Source organism: Phenylobacterium sp. (assembly GCF_030651185.1).
Taxonomy (GTDB): Bacteria; Pseudomonadota; Alphaproteobacteria; order Caulobacterales; family Caulobacteraceae; genus Phenylobacterium.
The window spans coordinates 66,168-86,504 of sequence record NZ_JAUSCJ010000011.1; the positions used below are offsets into that span (position 1 = coordinate 66,168).

General features: G+C 68.1%; 22 protein-coding genes. 7 read left to right on the forward strand and 15 right to left on the reverse strand.

The features are described from left to right. The first annotated feature begins 89 nt into the window (after nt 1-89). The 4 genes from Q7J39_RS03285 (at nt 90) to Q7J39_RS03300 (ending at nt 4,005) form a co-directional block, all read left to right on the forward strand. The gene (locus tag Q7J39_RS03285; protein WP_304820380.1) at nt 90-1,475 is read left to right on the forward strand and encodes a S41 family peptidase; all 1,386 of its coding nucleotides are present in this window, start codon (nt 90-92) and stop codon (nt 1,473-1,475) included. Nucleotides 1,476-1,572: 97 nt separating this feature from the next. Next, the gene (locus Q7J39_RS03290) at nt 1,573-2,730 is read left to right on the forward strand and encodes a divergent polysaccharide deacetylase family protein (RefSeq protein ID WP_370689982.1); all 1,158 of its coding nucleotides are present in this window, start codon (nt 1,573-1,575) and stop codon (nt 2,728-2,730) included. A gap of 10 nt (nt 2,731-2,740) precedes the next feature. After that, the gene (locus tag Q7J39_RS03295; RefSeq protein ID WP_304820384.1) at nt 2,741-3,232 is read left to right on the forward strand and encodes an RNA pyrophosphohydrolase; all 492 of its coding nucleotides are present in this window, start codon (nt 2,741-2,743) and stop codon (nt 3,230-3,232) included. Next, complete coding sequence (locus Q7J39_RS03300) at nt 3,232-4,005, forward strand: alpha/beta fold hydrolase (RefSeq protein WP_304820386.1); 774 nt, start codon at nt 3,232-3,234, stop codon at nt 4,003-4,005. Before Q7J39_RS03295 ends, Q7J39_RS03300 begins: the two co-directional genes overlap by 1 nt. A gap of 51 nt (nt 4,006-4,056) precedes the next feature. On the opposite strand, the gene sugE is transcribed toward Q7J39_RS03300, so the two are convergent. From sugE to Q7J39_RS03350, 10 genes are all read right to left on the reverse strand, one after another. Then, complete coding sequence (gene sugE / locus Q7J39_RS03305) at nt 4,057-4,383, reverse strand: quaternary ammonium compound efflux SMR transporter SugE (protein WP_304820388.1); 327 nt, start codon at nt 4,381-4,383, stop codon at nt 4,057-4,059. 95 nt (nt 4,384-4,478) lie between these two features. Beyond that, on the reverse strand, nt 4,479-5,135 hold the full coding sequence (locus Q7J39_RS03310; protein WP_304820390.1) for a hypothetical protein: 657 nt from the start codon (nt 5,133-5,135) through the stop codon (nt 4,479-4,481). 93 nt (nt 5,136-5,228) lie between these two features. Next, nucleotides 5,229-5,495: an ATP synthase F1 subunit epsilon gene (locus Q7J39_RS03315; RefSeq protein ID WP_304820392.1), complete on the reverse strand. Its 267-nt coding sequence runs from the start codon at nt 5,493-5,495 to the stop codon at nt 5,229-5,231. 5 nt (nt 5,496-5,500) lie between these two features. Then, complete coding sequence (atpD, locus tag Q7J39_RS03320; RefSeq protein WP_304820394.1) at nt 5,501-7,096, reverse strand: F0F1 ATP synthase subunit beta; 1,596 nt, start codon at nt 7,094-7,096, stop codon at nt 5,501-5,503. 105 nt (nt 7,097-7,201) lie between these two features. Then, nucleotides 7,202-8,071 carry a F0F1 ATP synthase subunit gamma gene (locus tag Q7J39_RS03325; protein WP_304820396.1) on the reverse strand — a complete coding sequence of 290 codons (870 nt, stop codon included), beginning with the start codon at nt 8,069-8,071 and terminating at the stop codon, nt 7,202-7,204. An 8-nt stretch (nt 8,072-8,079) separates the two neighbouring features. Further along, the gene (locus Q7J39_RS03330; RefSeq protein WP_304820398.1) at nt 8,080-8,709 is read right to left on the reverse strand and encodes a pseudaminic acid biosynthesis-associated methylase; all 630 of its coding nucleotides are present in this window, start codon (nt 8,707-8,709) and stop codon (nt 8,080-8,082) included. 11 nt (nt 8,710-8,720) lie between these two features. Beyond that, a complete protein-coding gene (gene atpA, locus Q7J39_RS03335) occupies nt 8,721-10,256 on the reverse strand; it encodes a F0F1 ATP synthase subunit alpha (protein ID WP_304820400.1) in 1,536 nt (511 codons plus the stop codon). 6 nt (nt 10,257-10,262) lie between these two features. Beyond that, entirely contained in the window at nt 10,263-10,817 is a 555-nt protein-coding gene (locus Q7J39_RS03340) for a F0F1 ATP synthase subunit delta (RefSeq protein ID WP_304820401.1), read from the reverse strand. A 195-nt stretch (nt 10,818-11,012) separates the two neighbouring features. Continuing rightward, on the reverse strand, nt 11,013-11,309 hold the full coding sequence (locus Q7J39_RS03345; protein WP_304820403.1) for a PaaI family thioesterase: 297 nt from the start codon (nt 11,307-11,309) through the stop codon (nt 11,013-11,015). Between the two features lie 162 nt (nt 11,310-11,471). Further along, nucleotides 11,472-11,810, reverse strand: coding sequence for a hypothetical protein (locus tag Q7J39_RS03350; RefSeq protein WP_304820405.1), 339 nt, complete (start codon nt 11,808-11,810; stop codon nt 11,472-11,474). Between the two features lie 363 nt (nt 11,811-12,173). On the opposite strand from Q7J39_RS03350, the gene Q7J39_RS03355 reads away from it, so the two are divergent. Next, nucleotides 12,174-14,117: a transglycosylase domain-containing protein gene (locus Q7J39_RS03355; protein ID WP_304820407.1), complete on the forward strand. Its 1,944-nt coding sequence runs from the start codon at nt 12,174-12,176 to the stop codon at nt 14,115-14,117. A 43-nt stretch (nt 14,118-14,160) separates the two neighbouring features. Here the strand turns inward: Q7J39_RS03355 and Q7J39_RS03360 are convergent, their stop codons facing one another. The 3 genes from Q7J39_RS03360 to Q7J39_RS03370 form a co-directional block, all read right to left on the reverse strand. Further along, complete coding sequence (locus Q7J39_RS03360; protein WP_304820409.1) at nt 14,161-14,898, reverse strand: M48 family metallopeptidase; 738 nt, start codon at nt 14,896-14,898, stop codon at nt 14,161-14,163. A gap of 40 nt (nt 14,899-14,938) precedes the next feature. Beyond that, entirely contained in the window at nt 14,939-16,219 is a 1,281-nt protein-coding gene (locus Q7J39_RS03365; RefSeq protein ID WP_304820411.1) for a polyhydroxyalkanoate depolymerase, read from the reverse strand. Nucleotides 16,220-16,482: 263 nt separating this feature from the next. Further along, nucleotides 16,483-17,070 carry an SCO family protein gene (locus Q7J39_RS03370; RefSeq protein WP_304820413.1) on the reverse strand — a complete coding sequence of 196 codons (588 nt, stop codon included), beginning with the start codon at nt 17,068-17,070 and terminating at the stop codon, nt 16,483-16,485. A gap of 54 nt (nt 17,071-17,124) precedes the next feature. Here Q7J39_RS03370 and Q7J39_RS03375 point away from each other — a divergent pair, with 54 nt between their 5' ends. Both Q7J39_RS03375 and Q7J39_RS03380 read left to right on the forward strand, forming a co-directional pair. Further along, nucleotides 17,125-18,504: an ActS/PrrB/RegB family redox-sensitive histidine kinase gene (locus tag Q7J39_RS03375; protein WP_304820415.1), complete on the forward strand. Its 1,380-nt coding sequence runs from the start codon at nt 17,125-17,127 to the stop codon at nt 18,502-18,504. 92 nt (nt 18,505-18,596) lie between these two features. Then, nucleotides 18,597-19,154 (forward strand): ActR/PrrA/RegA family redox response regulator transcription factor, encoded by a 558-nt coding sequence (locus tag Q7J39_RS03380; RefSeq protein ID WP_304820417.1) that lies wholly within the window; start codon nt 18,597-18,599, stop codon nt 19,152-19,154. A 55-nt stretch (nt 19,155-19,209) separates the two neighbouring features. Here the strand turns inward: Q7J39_RS03380 and mmcB are convergent, their stop codons facing one another. Both mmcB and Q7J39_RS03390 read right to left on the reverse strand, forming a co-directional pair. Next, nucleotides 19,210-19,674, reverse strand: a complete 465-nt coding sequence (gene mmcB / locus Q7J39_RS03385) for a DNA repair putative endonuclease MmcB (protein ID WP_304820420.1) — start codon at nt 19,672-19,674, stop codon at nt 19,210-19,212. 39 nt (nt 19,675-19,713) lie between these two features. Beyond that, entirely contained in the window at nt 19,714-20,241 is a 528-nt protein-coding gene (locus tag Q7J39_RS03390; protein ID WP_304820422.1) for a lipocalin family protein, read from the reverse strand. Between the last annotated feature and the right edge of the window lie 96 nt (nt 20,242-20,337).

Genomic DNA, 20,337 nt, shown 5'->3' on the forward strand with positions numbered 1-20,337 from the left:
AAGACTTTGGAACCTGATGGGGTTCTAGTGGGGACGTGAAGCGGTTAAGCGGCTCAATTCCGCCGCAAGGGAGCCCTAGGGCCTAGTCTATGCGCAAGTATCTGTTGATCGGTGTTTCGGCCTTCGTCCTCGGGGCGGGCTCCATGGCCTATGTGAGCCAGCAGGCGCTTGCCTCGGCCGAGCCGAGGGCCAAGACCTATAAGATGCTCGAGCTGTTTGGCGACGTGCTGGACACCGTGGAGCGTCAGTACGTCACCGAGGTCGACGACAAGAAACTCATCGAGGCGGCCATCGACGGCATGCTGACCTCGCTGGATCCTCACTCCGGCTATCTGAACCCCGAGAGCTTCGACGACATGCGCGATCAGACGCGCGGGGAGTACGGCGGCCTGGGCATTGAGGTCACCAGTGAGGACGGCGTGGTCAAGGTGATCTCGCCCATGGACGGCACGCCCGCCTTCAAGGCCGGGGTCAAGGCCGGCGACTTCATCACCGCCGTCAACGGCGAGAGCGTTCTGGGCCTGTCGGTAAACGACGCGGTCAAGCAGATGCGCGGCAAGCCCGGCGAGCCGGTCACCCTGACCATCGCCCGCGAAAAGACCGATCCCTTTGACGTGAAGCTGATCCGCGAGGTGATCAAACCCAAGTCGGCCACCGCCAAGCTTGAGGGCGACTACGGCTATCTGCGGGTCTCGACCTTCAACGAGAAGACCACCGACGAGGCCGAGGCGGCCATCGCCGACCTGCGGGCCAAGAATCCCAAGATGAAGGGTCTGATCCTCGACCTGCGCAACAATCCTGGCGGCCTGCTCGACCAGGCCGTCGGCATCTCGGACCTGTTCCTGGAGGGCGGCGAGATCGTCTCCCAGCGCGGCCGCGACCCGCGCGACGTCGAGCGCTATAACGCCCGGACCGGCGACGCCACCGGCGGCCTGCCGATGGTGGTGCTGATCAATTCCGGCTCGGCGTCGGCCGCCGAGATCGTCGCCGGCGCCCTGCAGGACCGCAAGCGCGCGGAACTGGTGGGCCTCACCAGCTTCGGAAAGGGCTCGGTCCAGACCGTGATCCCCCTGCGCGGCGGCATGGACGGCGCGCTGAAGCTCACCACGGCGCGCTACTACACCCCGGCCGGCCGCTCCATCCAGAAGACCGGCATCCAGCCGGACCTTGAGGTGGCCGAGACCCGCGACGAGGCCCAGGCCATCGCCAACCGCGCCTTCCAGTTCAGCGAGGCCTCCTTCCGCAACGCCCTCAACGCCGAGGAGGGCAAGACCCGGGTCGGCGCCCACGAGCCGGCCGAGGCGCCCCCGGAGAGCTTCAACACCACCACCGGCGACTTCCAGCTGGCCCGGGCCAAGGACGTCCTGCGCTACGGCTCGGTGGCGGCCACCCCCAAGCTGCCCAAGCCCGTCGCCAAGATGGCCGAGGTTGTCTCCAAACTGCCCAAGCTCGAGCCCAAGCCGGTCGCCAAGTAGGGGAAGGCGCCGCCGGGCTGCGGCGCGGCGAAAAGTAGCCCTTCATTAACCATGATCGCGCAGGCTCCGGGCTGAAGCCTTGCGCGTGGTCATGTCTATGTTTTCCAAGAAAAAGCTCGTCACCGTAGCCTCCGCGCCCAGCGTGGGGATCAACGCGCAGGCGATGTTCGCCAAGGCCATCGCCAACCCCTATGTGGGCGCCGGCGGGGCGGCCTTCCTGTTCATGTCCTCGGCTCTGATCCTGATCACCCTGATGGGCGATCCCAAGGCCGGCTCTCCGGTGGTGCGGATCAGCCTGGCCAAGGTGGCCGCCATGGCGGCGCCCCCTGGCTGGCGGGAAGCCCTGACCGCCGATCATCCGGGCGGCACGACCCTTTCCACCGACATCTTCCGCCTGTCGGAAAACCCGCTCGGCCCCGGCGCGGCCTTCGGCCAGGCGGTGATCACCGTCCCCGGCGGCCAAGCCTTCCACGCCGCCGATCCCCTGCCCCCCGCGCCGATCGCGGGCCTCACGGCGCAAGGCTCCGGCGGCCTGCTGCCGATCATCGGTCAGGGGGGCAAGACGCCCGCCGAGGCCTATGCCCGGCCCTTCGTGAGCAACGGCCGGCCCAAGGTGGGGCTGGTGATCGGCGGCCTCGGCCTCAACGCCACCGCCACCCGCCAGGCCATCGAGAACCTGCCGCCCGAGATCACCCTGTCCTTCGTGCCCTATTCCGACGGCCTGCAGGGCTGGATCGATCTGGCGCGCCAGAACGGCCATGAGGTGTTGCTGGAGGCGCCCATGGAGCCCGTCGACTATCCCGACAACGATCCCGGCCCCTACACCCTGATGGCCCAGGCCCCGGGCCAGGAGACGGTGAAGAAGCTGGAGTGGCTGCTCAGCCGCGCCACCGGCTATTTCGGGGTCACCAACTATCTCGGGTCCCGCTTCGTCGGCTCCGACGGCGCCATGACCGCCTTCACCGGAGCCCTGCGGGGGCGCGGCCTGGCCTTCATCGACGACGGCTCAGCCGCCCGCCGTGGCGGTGGTCTGCCGCGGGCCTCGGCCGACCGCATCGTCGACGACCAGCTCTCGGTCGAGGCCATCGATCAGCAGCTGCTGTCCCTGGAAGCCGGCGCCCTGCAGCGCGGCCAGGCCCTGGGATCGGGCTTCGCATACCCTGTGACGCTGACACAGGTGGCGCAGTGGGCCCAAAGCGTGGAATCTAGGGGCTACCAACTTGCGCCGGCCTCGGCGCTGACCACACGCAGGTAGCTTCGCGCCTATGGACGACCTCACCGCCTATCGCCCCAATGTGGGGGTGGTGCTCTTCCACCCGGACGGCCGCGTCTGGCTGGGGCGGCGGGTGAACACGCCGGAACCCTATAACTGGCAGTTCCCGCAGGGCGGAGTCGATGCCGGCGAGGACCTCTATGCCGCCGCCAGGCGCGAGCTGGGGGAGGAGACCGGGGCGGTCTCCACCACCCTGCTTGGCCGCACCGACGGCTGGATGGCCTACGACTTCCCCCCGGGGCACAACGGCAGCAAGATCGCCAAGGGTTGGAAGGGCCAGCGCCAGGTGTGGTTCGCCTTGCGGTTCGACGGCGAGGACGCCGAATTCAACCTCTCCGGCCACGGCCATCCTGAATTCGACGCCTGGCGCTGGGGCAAGCTGTCCGAGGCGCCGGGCCTGGTGGTGCCCTTCAAGAAGGCCAATTACGAGGCCGTCGTCACCGCCTTCCACGACTTCGCGGGCCTGCCTGGCCGCGCCGCCTGATGGCCGCGCCCATCGTCATGGTCCATGGCGCCTTCTGCGGCGGCTGGGCCTTCGAGGCCTTCCGCGCGCCCTTCGAGGCCGCCGGCCACATGGTCATCACCCCCGATCTGCGCGGCCACGCCGAGGATGATCGGCCCGGCGCCGTCGCCGGTCTGTCCATGACCGACTACGCCAAGGACATCGCCGCCCTGTGCGCCGGCCTGCCCGAGCCGCCGATCCTGATCGGGCACTCCCTCGGCGGGCTGGTGGCCCAGCTCGCCGCCAAGCGCGCGCCGCTCAAGGCCCTGATCCTGCTGGCGCCTTCGCCCCCCTGGGGGGTGTCGGGCTCCTCGATGGAGGAGGCGGTCACCGCCTTCGGCCTGATGATGGGGGCGGCCTTCACCCAGAGCATCAGCCCCGACCGCGGCCTGATGCGGGCCTACAGCCTCGACCGCATGCCCCAGGCGCAGCGGGAGGCCGCCGTCGCCCAGCTGCGCCCGGAGAGTGGGCGGGCCCTGTGGGAGGCCCTGAACTGGTGGCTGGACCCCTTCATGACCACCAGCGTCGGCACGGGCGACATCGGCGTCCCCTGCCTGGTGATCGTCGGGCAGCGCGACGTGGTCCACCCGCCGATGACCGCCCGCCAGACCGCCCAGCGGCTGGGCGCCGACTATCTGGAGATGGCCGGCATGAGCCACTGGCTGCTGGGGGAAACCGGCTGGCAGGCGGTGGCCACCGCCGCCTGGGACTGGCTGGAAGAGGGGGACGCCCGGGCCACTTCGGGCGCCGCGTGAAGTGGTTCTCGCCCCTGCGGCGAGGAAATGTAACCCATTGTTTTAATTAGGTTATGACTGTGTCGAACTGAAAAGTTTCAGCCCGAGGATACCCGCCACGATCAGGCCGACGCAGACCAGGCGCGCCACCGTCGCCGGCTCCTTGAACAGCACGATCCCCAGGATCACCGTCCCCACCGCCCCGATGCCGGTCCAGACCGCATAGGCCGTGCCGAGCGGCAGGGATTTCATGGCGAGGCCCAGCAGGGCCATGGACACCAGCAGGCTCGCCCCGGTGAACACCGTGGGCCAGAGCCGCGTAAAGCCATCGGTGTATTTCAGGCCGACGGCCCAGCCGATTTCACATAGACCGGCGGCGAACAGGATGAGCCACGGCATGGCTGACCTCCTATGACCGGGCCGTCCCGGAAACGAGAAAGGCGCTGGAGTCGTCTCCAGCGCCCGAACTCATAGGGGTGGGGCGCGCTCGAAGCCTAGAACTTGCGTTCCGAATAGAGCACTTCGCCCATGTCCCACTTGGCGTTGGCCGAGGAGCCGTCGGGCTTTTTCAGCTGCAGGAACACCAGGCCGATCGACTCGTGATCGGTGAAGTATTCCCAGGAATTGGTTATGCGCTTGTAGTCGGTGGCCGGCACGAAGTCGTTGCGCTGCTGGAGCAGTTCGGGCTGGTGCAGCAGCGAGAAGATGTTGAGGCCCACGATGATCGGCTTCTCGCCGTCCAGGGAGTAGTTCAGGGCGATCCGGCAGACATCCTTGTTGGAGCCCGGCGCGAAGACCGTCAGCGTGTAGGGCTTGACCTGCAGGGTCTGGGTATAGGTCCCGTCCCGCTTGTTGACCTTGAAGCCCATATCCTTGGTGGCGAGCTTGCTGATGTCGCCGCCGCGCACCAGGGGCACGCAGATGCGGTTGATCACGTCGATGATCTGGCCGATCTCACCGGTGGTGGGAACGGCGTAGACCTTCTCAGGCTCGGGCGCCGGCGCGGCGGCCGGATCGGCGGCGACCGGCGGGGCCGCGGGCGCCGTGACCTCGGCCGGCATCGCCGGAGGCGTGGCCGGTGGCGCGATCTGGGCGGCGGCGGAGCCGGCGACACTGGTGGCGGCGAGCAGAGAGATGATGGCGGTACGCATAGACGGGTCCCCTGACTTGAGATCTATCACACTCGAACTGGCCGTCCCTCGCAAGCCTCCTAGCGCGGGAATACGGCCAAGAGGAGGCGCTGCCTAAACAGCAGCCTCGACAGCCTGTTCGGCCAGGATGGTCAGCCCCTCGGGCGTCACGTCGGCGAACCCGCCCTCGACGTCGAAGGCCAGGACCCGGCCGCCGTCCATCACCTTCACGCGCCCGGACTTCAGGGTCGTCATGAAGGGCGCATGGCCGGCGAGCACACCAAAGTCGCCTTCGGTCCCGGGCGCGTCGACCTGGTCGACCTCGCCCGAGAACAGCTCACGCTCGGGCGAGACCAGGGAGAAATGCAGCTTGCCGGCCATGGCGCTTAGGCTTCCGACGCGAGTTGTTCGGCCTTGGCCACCGCGTCTTCGATGGTGCCGACGTTGTAGAAGGCGGCTTCCGGCAGGTGGTCGAACTCACCCTCCACCACCGCCTTGAAGGAGCGGATGGTGTCTTCCAGGCTGACGAAGATGCCCGGCATGTTGGTGAACTGCTCGGCCACGTGGAAGGGCTGGGACAGGAACTTGGCGATCTTGCGGGCGCGGGAGACCACCAGCTTGTCGTCTTCCGACAGCTCGTCCATGCCCAGGATGGCGATGATGTCCTTCAGGGCCTTGTAGGCCTGCAGGGTCTCCTGGACGCGACGGGCGACGTTGTAGTGCTCCTCGCCGATCACCAGCGGGTCCATGATCCGGCTGGTGGAGTCCAGCGGGTCCACGGCCGGGAAAATGGCCTGGGCGGCGATGTCGCGCGACAGCACGGTGGTGGCGTCAAGGTGGGCGAAGGAGGCGGCGGGCGCCGGGTCGGTCAGGTCGTCGGCGGGCACGTAGATGGCCTGGACCGAGGTGATCGAACCCTTGGAGGTCGAGGTGATGCGTTCCTGCAGGTTGCCCATCTCGGTGGCCAGGGTGGGCTGATAGCCCACGGCCGAGGGGATGCGGCCCAGCAGGGCGGACACTTCGGAGCCGGCCTGGGTGAAGCGGAAGATGTTGTCGATGAAGAGCAGCACGTCCTTGCCCTCTTCGTCGCGGAAGTACTCGGCCTGGGCCAGGCCGGTGAGGGCCACGCGGGCGCGGGCGCCGGGGGGCTCGTTCATCTGGCCATAGACCAGGGTGCACTTGGAGCCTTCGCCGCCGCCGGGCTTGTTGACGTTGCTCTCGATCATCTCGTGATAGAGGTCGTTGCCCTCGCGGGTGCGCTCACCCACCCCGGCCAGCACCGAGTAGCCGCCGTAGGCCTTGGCGATGTTGTTGATCAGCTCCTGCATGGTCACGGTCTTGCCCACGCCGGCGCCGCCGAACAGGCCGATCTTGCCGCCCTTGGTGTAGGGGCAGAGCAGGTCGATGACCTTGATGCCCGTGACCAGGATTTCCGCCGAGGTCGCCTGCTCGGCGAAGGACGGGGCTTCACGGTGGATCGGGGCGAAGAACTTGGAGTTGATCGGACCGGCTTCGTCGATGGGATCGCCGATGACGTTCATGATCCGGCCCAGGGTGGCCGGGCCGACCGGCACGGTGATCGCGCGGCCGGTGTCGAAGACCGGTTGGCCGCGGGTCAGGCCCTCGGAGGTGTCCATGGCGATGGTGCGGACGGTGTTCTCACCCAGGTGCTGGGCGACTTCCAGCACCAGGCGGAAGGGCTGGCCCGTCCGCTGGTCGGTGTTGGTGGTCTCCAGGGCGCCGAGGATCGGCGGCAGGTGGCCCTCGAACTCGACGTCGACGACGGCGCCGATGATCTGGACGATGCGGCCGGTGGCCACGCCGGCGGCGGGAGCCACCGACTTCGGCGTCGCGGTCTTCGCGGCGGCGGCCTTGGCCGGCGCCTTGACGGCGGTCTTGGTCGCAGCGGCGGCCTGGGGAGCCGCAGCCTTCGGGGCGGGAGCGGCCTTGGTGGCGGCCGGCTTCTTCGGGGTCGTAGCCATGGGTCGAACTCTTTCGGTCTAGAGCCTGTCGCGAGACAGGCTCGTTCTCATTTGTTTAGAGCGTGACGGTCGCCTGAACCGGGGTCCACTTCAGGCTGTCACGCCCTAGAGCGCTTCGGCGCCGGAGATGATCTCGATCAGCTCCTTGGTGATCTGCGCTTGGCGAGTACGGTTTTTCTTCAGGTTGAGGGCGGCGATCATGTCGCCCGCATTGCGGGTGGCGTTGTCCATCGCCGCCATCTGGGCGGCATAGAACCCGGCCTGGTTCTCGAGCAGGGCCGACAGCACCTGGACCGTGAGGTTCCGGGGCAGCAGGGTCTCGAGGATGGCTTCCTCGTCGGGCTCGTATTCATAGGCCGCGCCCTTGAGGTCGATCGTGGCGGCGGCGCCTTCGACCTGGGCGGGGATCAGTTGGGTCAGGGTCGGGGTCTGGACGACCACCGACTTGTAGCGGCTGAAGGCCAGGGTCACGACGTCCACCTGGCCGGCCTCGAACAGCTCGCTGATCTTGTCGGCCACCGGCTGGGCCGAGGCCAGGCCAGGCACGCCGGCCTCGAAGCTCGCCACGAAGCGGTCGGCGAACAGGCGACGAAGCTGGTCGCGCGCCTTCTTGCCCACCGTGAGGATCTTCACGTCCTTGCCTTCGGCCAGGAGCGCGTTGATCCGGTCGCGGGCCGCGCGAATGATCGAGGAATTGAAACCGCCGGCCAGGCCGCGGTCGGAACTGGTGACCACCACCAGGTGACGATCCTGACGGCCCGTGCCCACCAGCAGCTTGGGCGCGCCGTCACCGGACACGCCGGCCGCCAGGTTGGCGATCACCGTGGCCATGCGCTGGGCATAGGGCCGGGCGTTCTGAGCCGCTTCGGTCGCCCGGCGCATCTTCGCCGCGGCCACCATCTGCATCGCGCGGGTGATCTTCTGCGTGGATTGCACGCTTTTGATCTGGTCGCGCATTTCCTTGAGGCTAGCCATTTCTCGCCTCAGACCTTTCTAAACAACCACCAGGTGCTGTTATCCATCACGGTCATCCGTTTCCAGAAGAAGCCGTAATCGACCAGCACGAGGTCGGGAAACATATCCAGGTAGAGCCCGCCGAAGTCGTTCTTGAAGAGCAGGTCGGTTTCCCCGCGATAGGGAATGGCCTCCGGCTTCGGCGAAAAATACTCTGAACAAAAAACATACTTGGCGGCGACCCGGTGCACTTCCCGCATCGTCGCCTCGAGCAGGCTGGGATCCACGTGGATCAGGACCCCGGCCGTGAAGGCCAGGTCGACCGCCTTGTCGGCGAGCGGGATCGCGTGGCCGAAGCCCTCGATCACGCGCTCGGCCGGCAGGACGCCGTCCTCGACAAGCCGTTCCCGGGCCGAGGCGTTGGGCTCGATGGCCCAAAGCTCCATGTCCGAGATCGCCGCGATGCCCATGAGGTTGAGGCCCAGATTGGGGCCCACCTCGATGGCGCTTCCCGGCATGTCGCCGTCCATCTTCGACAGCACCTCCGCCCACACCCGCGCGCGTCCGCGGACGACGCCGGTCCCGGCGCCGCTGCGCTCGGTGTACCGGTCGCCGAACGCACCGGACCAGGCGCTCAGGGCTTTGGGCTCAGGGGCCATCAGCTCAAGTCTTAGGCGAAGGTCGCGACGAAGGCGGCCAGCGCGTCTTTCAGGGCCTGCTCGGTGTCACCCTTCAGTTCCTTGGACGTCCGGATGGTGTCGAGGATCTTCTGGTGCTTGGCGTGCATGTGGCTCAGCAGCTCGCTCTCGAAGCGGCCGACCTGGTTGGTCGGGATGGTGTCGAGGTAGCCACGGGTGCCGGCATAGATCACCGCGACCTGCTCTTCGACGGTCAGCGGCGAGTATTGCGGCTGCTTCAGGAGCTCGGTCAGACGCTCACCGCGGGCCAGCTGGCGCTGGGTGGTGACGTCCAGGTCGGAGCCGAACTTCGCGAAGGCGGCCAGTTCGCGGTACTGGGCGAGCTCGCTCTTGATCGGACCGGCGGCGGTCTTCATGGCCTTGATCTGGGCCGAGGATCCCACGCGGCTCACGCTGGCGCCGACGTTCACGGCCGGGCGGATGCCCTGGAAGAACAGGTCGGTTTCCAGGAAGATCTGGCCGTCGGTGATGGAGATCACGTTGGTCGGGATATAGGCCGAGATGTCGTTGGCCTGGGTCTCGATCAGCGGCAGGGCGGTCAGCGAGCCCGATCCATTATCCTCATTGAGCTTCGCAGCGCGCTCGAGGAGACGGGAGTGCAGATAGAACACGTCGCCCGGATAGGCTTCGCGGCCCGGCGGACGGCGCAGCAGCAGGGACATCTGACGATAGGCGACGGCCTGCTTGGAAAGGTCGTCATAGATGATGACGGCGTGCATGCCGTTGTCGCGGAACCATTCGCCCATGGCGCAACCGGAGAACGGGGCCAGGAACTGCAGGGGGGCGGGCTCGGAGGCGGTGGCGGCGACGACGATGGTGTAGTCGAGCGCGCCGCGCTCCTCGAGGGTCTTGACGATCTGGGCGACGGTGGAGCGCTTCTGACCGATGGCGACGTAGATGCAGTAGAGCTTGGCGCTCTCGTCATCCCCGGCGTTGATCGACTTCTGGTTCAGGATGGCGTCGATGGCCACGGCCGTCTTGCCGGTCTGGCGGTCGCCGATGATCAGTTCGCGCTGGCCGCGGCCGACCGGGATCAGGCTGTCGATGGCCTTCAGGCCGGTCTGCACGGGCTCGTGCACCGACTTGCGCGGGATGATGCCCGGGGCCTTCACGTCCACCCGGCGGCGCTCGGCCACGTTGGTGAGCGGGCCCTTGCCGTCGATCGGCTCGCCCAGCGGGTTGACGACGCGGCCCAGCAGGCCACGGCCCACCGGCACGTCCACGATTTCCGAGAGGCGGCGGACTTCGTCGCCTTCCGAGATGGCGCGGTCGTCGCCGAAGATAACGACCCCGACATTGTCGCGTTCGAGGTTCAGGGCCATGCCCTTCACCCCGGCTTTCGGGAACTCGACCATTTCGCCGGCCTGGACATTGTCCAGACCGAAGACGCGGGCGATGCCGTCACCGACGGACAACACCTGGCCGACGTCGGAAACGTCAGCCTCTTCGCCGAAATTGGCGATCTGCGACTTGAGGATGGCCGAAATTTCGGCGGCGCGGATATCCATGACTTCTTACGCTCTCTTCAGGGCGAACTTGAGGGAATCGAGCTTCGAACGAAGTGAAGCATCGAACAGTCGCGAGCCGACCCGCACCTTGATACCGCCCAGGATGGACGGATCGACACGGGTCTCGATTTCAGGGTCCTTACCCAGGGCGGTGCGCAGCGAGGCCGCGACGCCCTTGGCTTGGGCCGCGGTCAGGACGACCGCGGTGGTGACGGTGGCCGCGACAACGCCGCGGCTCTTGGCCGAGAGGGCCTCGAAGGCCGTGATCGCCGCCGGCAGCGCCGCGAGGCGGCCATTGGCGGCCATCAGGCCGAGGAACTTCTTGGTGGTGTTGTTGAACTTGGCCTTGGCCGCCAGGGCCGCGATCGCGCGGCCCTTGTCCTCGGCGCTGAAGGCCGGGGAGGCCAGCAGGGTGCGGAAATCCTTTGAGGCGGCGCGCATGATTTTGAGCGCCTTCAGGTCGGCCTCGACGGCCGCCAGGTTTCTGTCTTCGGTCGCGAGATCGAAGAGGGCCTGAGCATATCTGCCGCCCACATTCGAAGTCTTGGAATCGTCCGCCACTTATTTGTCCGCCCGTGCGTGTCGAAAGCCCCGAATAAGGTGTCCCTCACCGCGGCCTAAAGGCTTGAAAGCGCTTGGAAAAGCACATTGGCCGTCGGAGACTGAGGAACCCCCTGGCCCGAAGCCGCGCGCCTGATAGCACGCGACTTTGCAGGCAGCAACCAAACCAGACCCTATAGAACCGCTGGAAGCCATTTAAGCGGCCACCGGGACGGGCGCCTCACGGCGGAACACCGCCGAGCCGCTGGCCACGAGATCACCGTTCTGCGTGGTCAGGCGCGCGTGGGCGAAGACCAGGGTGCGGGTGGCCCGGTCGATCCAGGCCTCCGCCACCACGGGATCGCCGGCGGCGATGCTGCGTCCATAGTCGAGAGTCAGGGAGACAGGCTCGGCGCCCGCGCCCGCCGCGCCGGCCAGCAAGGGCTCCAGCAGGCAGGCCGCGGCGGCGGGACCGCCCGGGAAGGCGGCGTCTTGGCGAAGCGTGTCGGTCATGGGGCGTTCTCTTAAGCGGCCCGGCGCAAAAGAAAAGGGCGCCGGAGAATTCCGGCGCCCTGAAGTTCAGGCTCGACATGGATTTGGAGCGGCTGGGAGGCTGCGCCGCGAGCCGGGTCGGCCAGGAAGGGCGGGAACCCCGCCCCTCCCGGCCAATAGGGTTTAGCGGCCGGCCATCTGGGTTCCCGAGGCGGCCGAGGTGTTGCAGGCGCTGAGCTTGTCGGCGTCCAGGGTCTTGCCGCCGACGCCGAAGGAGGCGATCGCGCCGACATTCTTGGCCACGGCCTTGCAGGTCGAGGTGGCGAAGGTCTGCGAGGACGGGGCCGAGGCGACACAGGCGTCGGCCTCGCAAAGGAAGACGGCGCCGCCGGCGATGAACTTGGTCTTGGCGGCGACGGGGGCGGTCAGCTTGGCGGTGACCGGCTCGGCGGCGAAGGCGCCGCCGGCGAAGGAGAGAGTGATGACAGCCGCGCAGGCGGCGGAAAGGGTATGGAGCTTCATGGGAGCCCTCCAGCGTTTCGGGGAGAAAACAGATTCCGGACGGAACCTGGCCGTCCGAACCGTGAGTCGCCGCGGGTATCCCCACCCTTGGCGCGCTCCGAACTAAGCAACGCTAAGATAACACTGTTAAGATCGCCCGCAATCGCTTTTTTCGCAACGCCGGTATGCGTAATTGCAGAGGTAAACGCCGCACCATCCGTTCGCGGGGCGGTGACGGTCGCATGAAACCACGACCGCGGCGGGCAATCCGCGGCTTGGACCTGAAAGCGCCCCATTCACACCCCGTCAATCTTGTCGCGTGTTTGGTGCGGCTGAGCTATCAGTCGCCCCAAGCGGGACGACACTTTCAGGACCAAACACCCCATGGCCAATGCGCAGTCGCCCCGCCGGGCCCCTCGCACACCCGCCCAAGCCGTTCTCTACTGGAGCGCGGTGATCGGGGTCTGGGGCCTGATCTTCCTGGTGGCCTTCTTCGCGGTGTTCGCGGTCGACCTGCCCGACACCTCCAAGCTCTACGACGTCAAGCGTCAGCCCTCGATCTCCTATCTCGACCGGTCCGGCGCCCTGGTGGCGGTGCGCGGCAGCCAGTACGCGCCGCCCGTGGACCTGGAGAAGCTGCCGCCCTACGTCCCGAAAGCCTTCATCGCCATCGAGGACCGCTGGTTCTACTGGCACGTGGGGTTCAACCCCTGGGGCATCATCCGCTCCACACTCTATAATGTGAGCCATAAGGGCGGCCCCCTGCGCGGCGGCTCCACCATCACCCAGCAGCTGGCGCGCAACCTCTTCCTGACCGCCAACCAGACCTATCGCCGCAAGGCCCAGGAGCTGATCCTGGCCGTCTGGCTGGAAGCCAAGTTCTCCAAGAAGGAGATTCTCTCCCTCTATCTGAACCGGGTCTATTTCGGGGCCGGGGCCTATGGCATCGAGGCCGCCGCCCAGCGCTATTTCAACAAGCCCGCCTCCCAGCTCACCATCGGCGAGAGCGCCCTGCTGGCCGGGATGATGAAGGGGCCCTCGCGCTACTCCCCGGTCTCGGCCAGCGACCGCGCCGCCCGGCGGGCCACCATCGTGCTGGACGAAATGGTCCGCACCCGCGCCATCACGCCCGATGAGCGGGCGGAGGCCTTCAAGACCCCGGTCCGCGTCAATCCGGTGCTGGCCAACCAGCGCGCGCAGTACTTCACCGACTGGGTGGACGACCAGGTCCGCTCCCTGGTGGGGGAACCCACCGAGGATCTGGTGGTGGAGACCACCCTGGACCTTCCCATCCAGACCGCCGCCGAGCAGGCCCTGCGCCGCGGGGTCGTGGCCGCCAAGGGCCAGGGCGTCGGCCAGGGCGCGCTCGTCGCCATCGACGGCGAGGGCCGCATCCGCGCCTATGTCGGCGGCGCCTCCTATGCCGACAGCCAGTTCGACCGCGCCACCATGGCCCGGCGCCAGGCCGGTTCGTCCTTCAAGCCCTTCGTCTACCTCACCGCCATGGAACAGGGCCGCACCCCGGCCACCCCGGTGGTGGACGAGCCGGTGAAGATCGGAACCTGGGAGCCGCGGAACTATACCGGCCGCTTCCTGGGCCCGATGAGCCTGCAGACGGCGCTGGCCCAGTCCATCAACACCGTCGCCGCGCGGCTGGCCAACGAGGTCGGCACCGGCAATGTGGCGGCCACGGCGCGCCGCCTGGGGATCACCAGTCACATCCAGGTCGATCCCTCCATGGCCCTGGGCGCCGTCGAGGTCAGCCCCATGGAGATGGCCCAGGCCTACGCCCCCTTCTCCAACGGCGGCTTCCTGGCCAAGGGCTACGGCATCGAGCGGATCCGCACCGCCAGCGGCAAGGTCCTCTACGACCACGGCGTCGACAAGAGCGCCCGGCGCGCGGTGATCGGCTCGCCGGCCCTGCAGTACATGAACCAGATGATGCGCCAGGTGATCAGCGGCGGCACCGGGAGCAAGGCGCGGGTTCCGGGCTTCGACATCGCCGGCAAGACCGGCACCACCAGCGATTACCGCGACGCCTGGTTCGTCGGCTATACCGGCGGCTTCGTCACCGCCGTCTGGGTGGGCCGCGACGACAACACCGTGATGAAGGGCGTCACCGGCGGCGGCGCCCCGGCCGGAATCTGGCGCGACTTCATGACCGCCGCCCTGCCGCGCCTCAAGACCCAGCCGATCCCCGGCGGAACCCTGGCCCCGCCTCCGGTCCAGGCCCCGGCCAGCGACCCCATCGGCGACCTGCTCTCCGGCGACGGCCCCAAGGTCGAAGCCCCGGTGGAGAAGGCCCCGGCGGAAGACATTCCGTTCTAGAAACCGCCAGCCCTTCTCCCGCAAGAGGAGATGGAATTCGGAGCTAGGCCCCGAACGCGTGCAGCCTTGCGCCTTCGGCCCGCAGCCAGGCGCGGTGCGGGCGTTCGTCCCCCACCAGGGTCTTCACGTGGGCCCAGAAGCGAGGGCCATGATTGAGCTCCAGCAGGTGGGCGCACTCGTGGGCCACCACATAGTCGGCCACCTCGAAGGGGGCGAGGGCCAACCGCCAGCTGTAGCGGATCGAGGCCGGCTTGCCGATCATGCCCGGCCGGCAGGAGCCCCAGCGGCCGCGGGCGTCCATCACCGTGACGGCCGGCATCTTCGCGCCCAGGGCCGCACAATAGTGGGCGGTGCGGTCGGCGAAGACCGCCAGAGCCTGCTTCTTCAACATGCGGGTCACGGCGCGGGCATAGGTCTCGCCCTCGCCGCGGGCGGCGATGCGGGCGGGCTCGGTCTCGGTGGCCGGGAAATAGCGCACCGGATGGGGCGCGCTCTCCAGGCGGCAGGGCTGGCCGAACAGGCTGATGGTGACGCCGGGCGCGATCGACTGGCTCTGCGGCAGTTCGGCCAGCCGGTCGGCGATCCAGGCCGCCCGCTCGGTGGCGAAGGCCGCGGCCTCGCTCAGCCGGCGAACCGACGGCGCGGTGGCCACCACTTCCCGCTTGGTACGGTCCAGCCGCAGCGAGACGCGCCGCGCCCGGGTATGGACTTTCAGGCGCACGACGGCCCCGGCCACCTCCAGCCGGTCGCCGTCGGCCAGGGGGCGGCCGAACAGGGACATGGCCCCTATCTAGGCTGCTTTTCGCAAAGCGGGAGGGCCCTTAAGCGGCGTTGGCTGCGTCTCGGGACTTTTCGAAGCCGGCTTCCGACTTGCGGATGAAGGCGCGGACCCGGGGATAGATCTCCTCGCGGAACCGGCGGCCGTTGAAGACCCCGTAGTGGCCGACGTGCGGCTGGACGTAGTCTTCCTTGAATTCCTCCGGGAGGCCCGAACACAGGGTGTGGGCCGCCTGGGTCTGGCCGATGCCGGAGATGTCGTCGTTCTCGCCCTCGACGGTCAGCAGGCCGATGTCCTTGATCAGGGCCGGCTGCACGGCGCGGCCGCGGTGGGTCAGCTCGCCCTTGGGCAGCAGGTAGGACTGGAACACATAATCGACGGTCTGAAGGTAGAACTCCTCGGGCAGGTCCAGCACCGACAGGTACTCGTCGTAGAACTCCAGATGCTTGTCGGCGGCGTCGCCGTCGCCCTTCATCAGGTCTTCCAGATACTGCTTGTGGGCGTCCTGGTGCTTCTCGGCGTTCATCGACATGAAGCTGTAGAGCTGCACGAAGCCCGGATAGACGCGGCGGCCCAGGCCCGGATAGGGGGCCGGCACGGTGTCGATCATGTTGGACTTGAACCAGGCGAAGGGCTTTTCCTCCGCCAGCTTGTTGGTGACCGTCGGCGACAGCCGCGCATCGATCGGCGAGCCCATGAAGGTCATGGTGCCGGGGCGGCAGTCCTCATTGTCCTCGGCCATCAGCGCGGCGGCGGCCAGCACCGCGGGGCCCGGCTGGCAGACGGCGACGACGTGCGGGCGCGGGCCCAGCAGGCGCAGCATCTCGCGGACATGGTCGAGATAGTCGTGGAAATCGAAGCGGCCGGCGTGCAGCGGCACGTCGCGGGCGTTGGACCAGTCGGTGATGAACACCTCGTGGTCCTGCAGGAAGGCCTCCACCGTGCCGCGCAGCAGGGTGGCGTAGTGGCCCGACAGCGGGGCGACGATCAGCACCGCCGGCTGCAGCTCGCGGCGGCCGGCCTTGCGCATGTCGGCCATGTTGCGGCTGAAGTGGGTGAGCTTCACCCAGGGGCTGGACCAGACCTCGGTCTGGGTGACCCGCACGGGCTTGCCGTCGATCTCGACGGAATTGATGTTCCAGGCCGGGCGGCCGTAGCGGCGGGTCAGGTTGGCGAACAGGTCGGCGCCGGCGAACAGCCGTCGTCCCAGGTCGCTGTCCTTGGCCGGATTGAGCGGCGACGACCAGAAACCCCGAGCGGCCCGCGCGGCGAACCGCAGGGGCGAGGCGGCGTAGTAGCCGGCTTCATACATCGTATAGAGCATACGCAATGGTCCCGTTGTGCAATGCAGCATGCACGCTGAGGCTTAAGAGAGTCTACCCCTCTTGGGTTCCGCTATGCGGCGTGTGGACGCGGCAGAGCTTGGATGCTCCCCTCCTGGGGGAGCTGGCGCGAAGCGCCTGAGGGGGACTTTGACTCTATGTTTGTGGGCGGCAGGAGCCAACTACGTTGGTCCCCCTCCGTCCCACCGCTGCGCGGCGGTCCACCTCCCCCACATCGGCGCTCCGCGCCTGGGGGAGGATCTGCCTATTCCCGCATCGCCGCGCTGATCTGGGTGACCACCTCGTCGGGGCCGATGCCGAAGGGGATCACCCGGGCGAAGCGGCCCTTGGGGTTCATCAGATAGGCCGGGGTCGGGTGATCCATCAGGTAGTCGGTCCCGGTCCCCGCCTTGCGGTAGAAGGTCCGGTAGGCCTTGGCGGCCGCGGCCACCTGCTCAGGGGTTCCGGTCAGGCCGATGGTCCCCTTGGGGAAGGCGTCGTTGGAGAGATAGGTGGTCAGCTGGGCCGGGGTGTCGCGCTCGGGATCGACGCTGATGAACAGGAACTGGACGTCGCGGGCCTTGGGCCCGAGCCGTTCCTGGGCCTGGGCCATCTCCACCATCGTCGTGGGGCAGACATCGGGGCAGTAGGTGTAGCCGAAGAACACCACGCTCCACTTGCCCTTCAGAACCGCCTCGTCCACCGGCTTGCCGGTCTGGTCCACCAGCTGGAACGGCCCGCCCACCAGGGCGGTCTGCGGCGCCTTGAACGCGCCGGTCTTCCAGGCCACCGCGCCCAGCATGGCCAGGCTGAGGACGGCGCACACGATCACGATCAGGTTGCGGCGGGTCATGGGTGAACCTTTTGTCTCGTCACGGCGGGCGACTTGCAGGATGCTCCGTCCCCAATGGCGTCCGTCAAAACCACGACGCCGTCGGGACCGGCATCCGGCCTCGATAGGCAAAGCCCCGCCCAGGCGCAAGACGAGCTGGCCTGGGACATGCGCGGCGCCGGCCACGGCCGGCTGCGGATGCGCACCCTCGTCACCCTGCGTTGGACCATAATCCTCGGCGAGGTCGCCGTCCTGCTGATCGGCGGGTTGTTCCTGGGCTTCAAGGCGCCCTACGCCATCTGCTTTGGCCTGATCGGCGCGGCGGCCTGGATCAACCTGCTCACTGGGGTGGCGTCCCCAGGGCAGAGGATGATCGCCGACTGGGAGGCCACGGCCCAGCTCGGATTCGATGTCGCCCAGATCAGCGTCCTGCTGTTCCTGACCGGCGGAACGGCAAACCCCTTCATCTTGATGCTGATCGCCCCGGTCACCCTGGCGGCCGCCACCCTGCCGCTGAAGCCCTTTCTGATCCTGGGCGGCGCGGCGGTGGGGGCCTCCCTCGCCCTGGCCTTCTTCCACCTGCCCCTGCCCATGCGAGGTCCCAGCGTCAGCTTTTCGCTGATCTATATGCTCAGCTGTTCGGCGGCCAACGTGGCGGGAATCCTGGTGATCGCCAGCAGCGTCCGCCAGGCCGCCCAGGAGTCCGCCCGCATGGCGCTCGCCCTCGACGTCACCCAGACCGTGCTGTCGCGCGAGCAGCGGCTCTCGGCCCTGGGCGCCCTGGCCGCCGCCGCCGCCCACGAGCTGGGCACCCCGCTGGCCACCATCGCCATCGTCGCCAAGGAGATGGCCCGCGAGGCGCCCACCCCGCAGGTCAAGGAAGACGCCGACCTGCTGATCGCCCAGGCCGCCCGCTGCCGCGAGATCCTGCGCCGACTCACCGACGCCCCGGCCGAGGCCTCCGACGAGGTCCATGAGCGCATGAGCCTGCTGCAGCTGGTCCACGAGGTGATCGAGCCCCATGCCGGGGTGAAGGGGGTGCGGGTCGAGGCCATCGTCAGCGGCGCGGCCGGCGCCCAGTCCCCCGACATCTGGCGGATGCCCGAGGTGCTGCACGCCCTGACCTCCTTCGTGGAGAACGCCGTCGACTTCGCGACCTCCGAGGTGCTGATCACCGCCCGCTTCGACGCCCAGAACGTCTCCATGGAGGTCCGCGACGACGGGCCCGGCTTCGCGCCCGAGGTGCTGGCCAAGCTGGGGGAGCCCTATGTCACCACCCGTCCGGGGGCGGAGGGCTCGCGCACCGGCCATATCGGCATGGGCCTGGGCTTCTTCATCGCCAAGACCCTGCTGGAACGAACCGGCGCGGCGGTGACTTTCCAGAATGGCCGGCCGCGCGGCGCGGTGGTTTCCGCGCGCTGGTCGCGGGCCAAGATCGAGGCGCCCCTGGCCTGAACGAGGTTCGGATTGAACTTGCGTAGGCTGACGAACGCGACATGATGCCGCAGAGGGCGATACTGACGAACACGACTATCCGGGGTTGCCTAATGACCGATCTCTCCGCCGACATCGCCGCCCTTCCCGACAAGAGCTTGCTTGTCCTCGACGATGACGCCCCCCTGCGAACCCGGCTCGGCCGCGCCCTCGAACAGCGGGGCTTCGAGCCTGTGCTGGTGGGCAGCGTCGCCGAGGCCCTGGCCGCGGTGCGCACCTTCGCCCCGGCCTATGCCGTCCTCGACATGCGGCTGGAGGACGGCACCGGCCTGAAGGTGGTGGAGGCGGTGCGCGACGCCCGCCCCGACGCCAAGGTCATCATGCTCACCGGCTACGGCAACATCGCCACCGCCGTGGCCGCGGTGAAGTCAGGCGCCATCGACTATCTGTCGAAACCCGCCGACGCCGACGATGTGGCCCGCGCCCTGCTGGCCCGCAAGGACGAGAGCCCGCCGCCGCCGGACAACCCCATGAGCGCCGACCGCGTTCGCTGGGAACACATCCAGCGGGTCTACGAGCTCTGCGGCCACAATGTCTCGGAGACCGCACGGCGCCTCAACATGCACCGCCGCACCCTGCAGCGCATCCTGGCCAAACGCGCGCCGCGCTGACGCAGGACGTCATCCCGGCCGCAGCGAAGCGGAGAGCCGGGATGACGGTGTACGCTCAAGCCTCCAGCAGCGTGCCCACGCCGCCGGCCGCCCGTAGGGCGGCGAGGCGGGCGAAGGCGATGGTGAGCGCCTTGCGCCTGGCCCCCGCCAGGGGAACGCTGGGCGCCTCGCGCAGCACCGCGCCGCCGAAGCCGTCGCAGACCACCAGGCCCGGCTCCTCGGGCAGGATGTCGCGGGGAAACTCCGGGGCCACGGCGAAGGCGAAGGTGTCGCAATAGGGCATGTACTCATGCCACTTGCGGTCCACCCGGAAGTCCTCCAGTCCCGACTTCACCTCGATGATCAGGATGTGGCCCTTGCGCGACAGGGCCATCAGGTCGGCGCGCCGCCCATTGGGCAGGGTCACCTCGGCCAGGGGCGCATAGCCCAGGTCGATCAGCAGCCGCGCCGCGCCGCGCGTGACGGCGTTTGTGATCTGCGGCCGGGTGACGGTGACCAGGGTGGCGACGGTGACGTCCATGGCCAATTCTTGTTCCGGCTTCGTTCCGGACGCAAGGACCTAGTTGCGCGCGGGCTGCGGGAATTCCAGGCGGCTGACGTCGTAGCCCAGCTGCCGGACGCGGGCGACCGCCTGGGCCTTGGCCGAGGCGCTCAGCGTCGGGCGTTGGGACATCAGCCACATATAGTTGCCGTTCGGAGTGCCCAGGATCAGCCAGTCGGACTTGTGTTCCAGCACCCAGTATTCCTGGCTCAGCATGCCGCCGAAGAAGCTCATCTTGATGCGGGCGTTGGTCTTGGGATCGATGACCTTGGCCTTGGCCTTCCACTCGGTGGCCGGCTGGGTCAGCCCGCCCTTGTGGCAGGCCTGGACCACCGAATAGCCGTCGCCGGCCCGCACCCAGTCCGAGGTGCCGCCCTGACAATCCTTCTGGGTCTTGTTGGGCAGGCGGGCGACCTCGTACCAGCGGCCCGTCATCTTGGTCAGCTCGATGCGGTTGTCCGGCGGCGAGGGGGCCGCGAAGGCGGGGGCCGCCCCGAGCAGGGCGGCGGCGGCGGCGAAAAGGGTGGCCAAGGAACGCATGGTCATGATCGCTAACCGTTACCCGCCGATTGTGAAACTTCAAACGCCCCCGGCGCGAACCGGCGGCGCGGAATGTTCAACAGCACGAATTAGACCATTTCC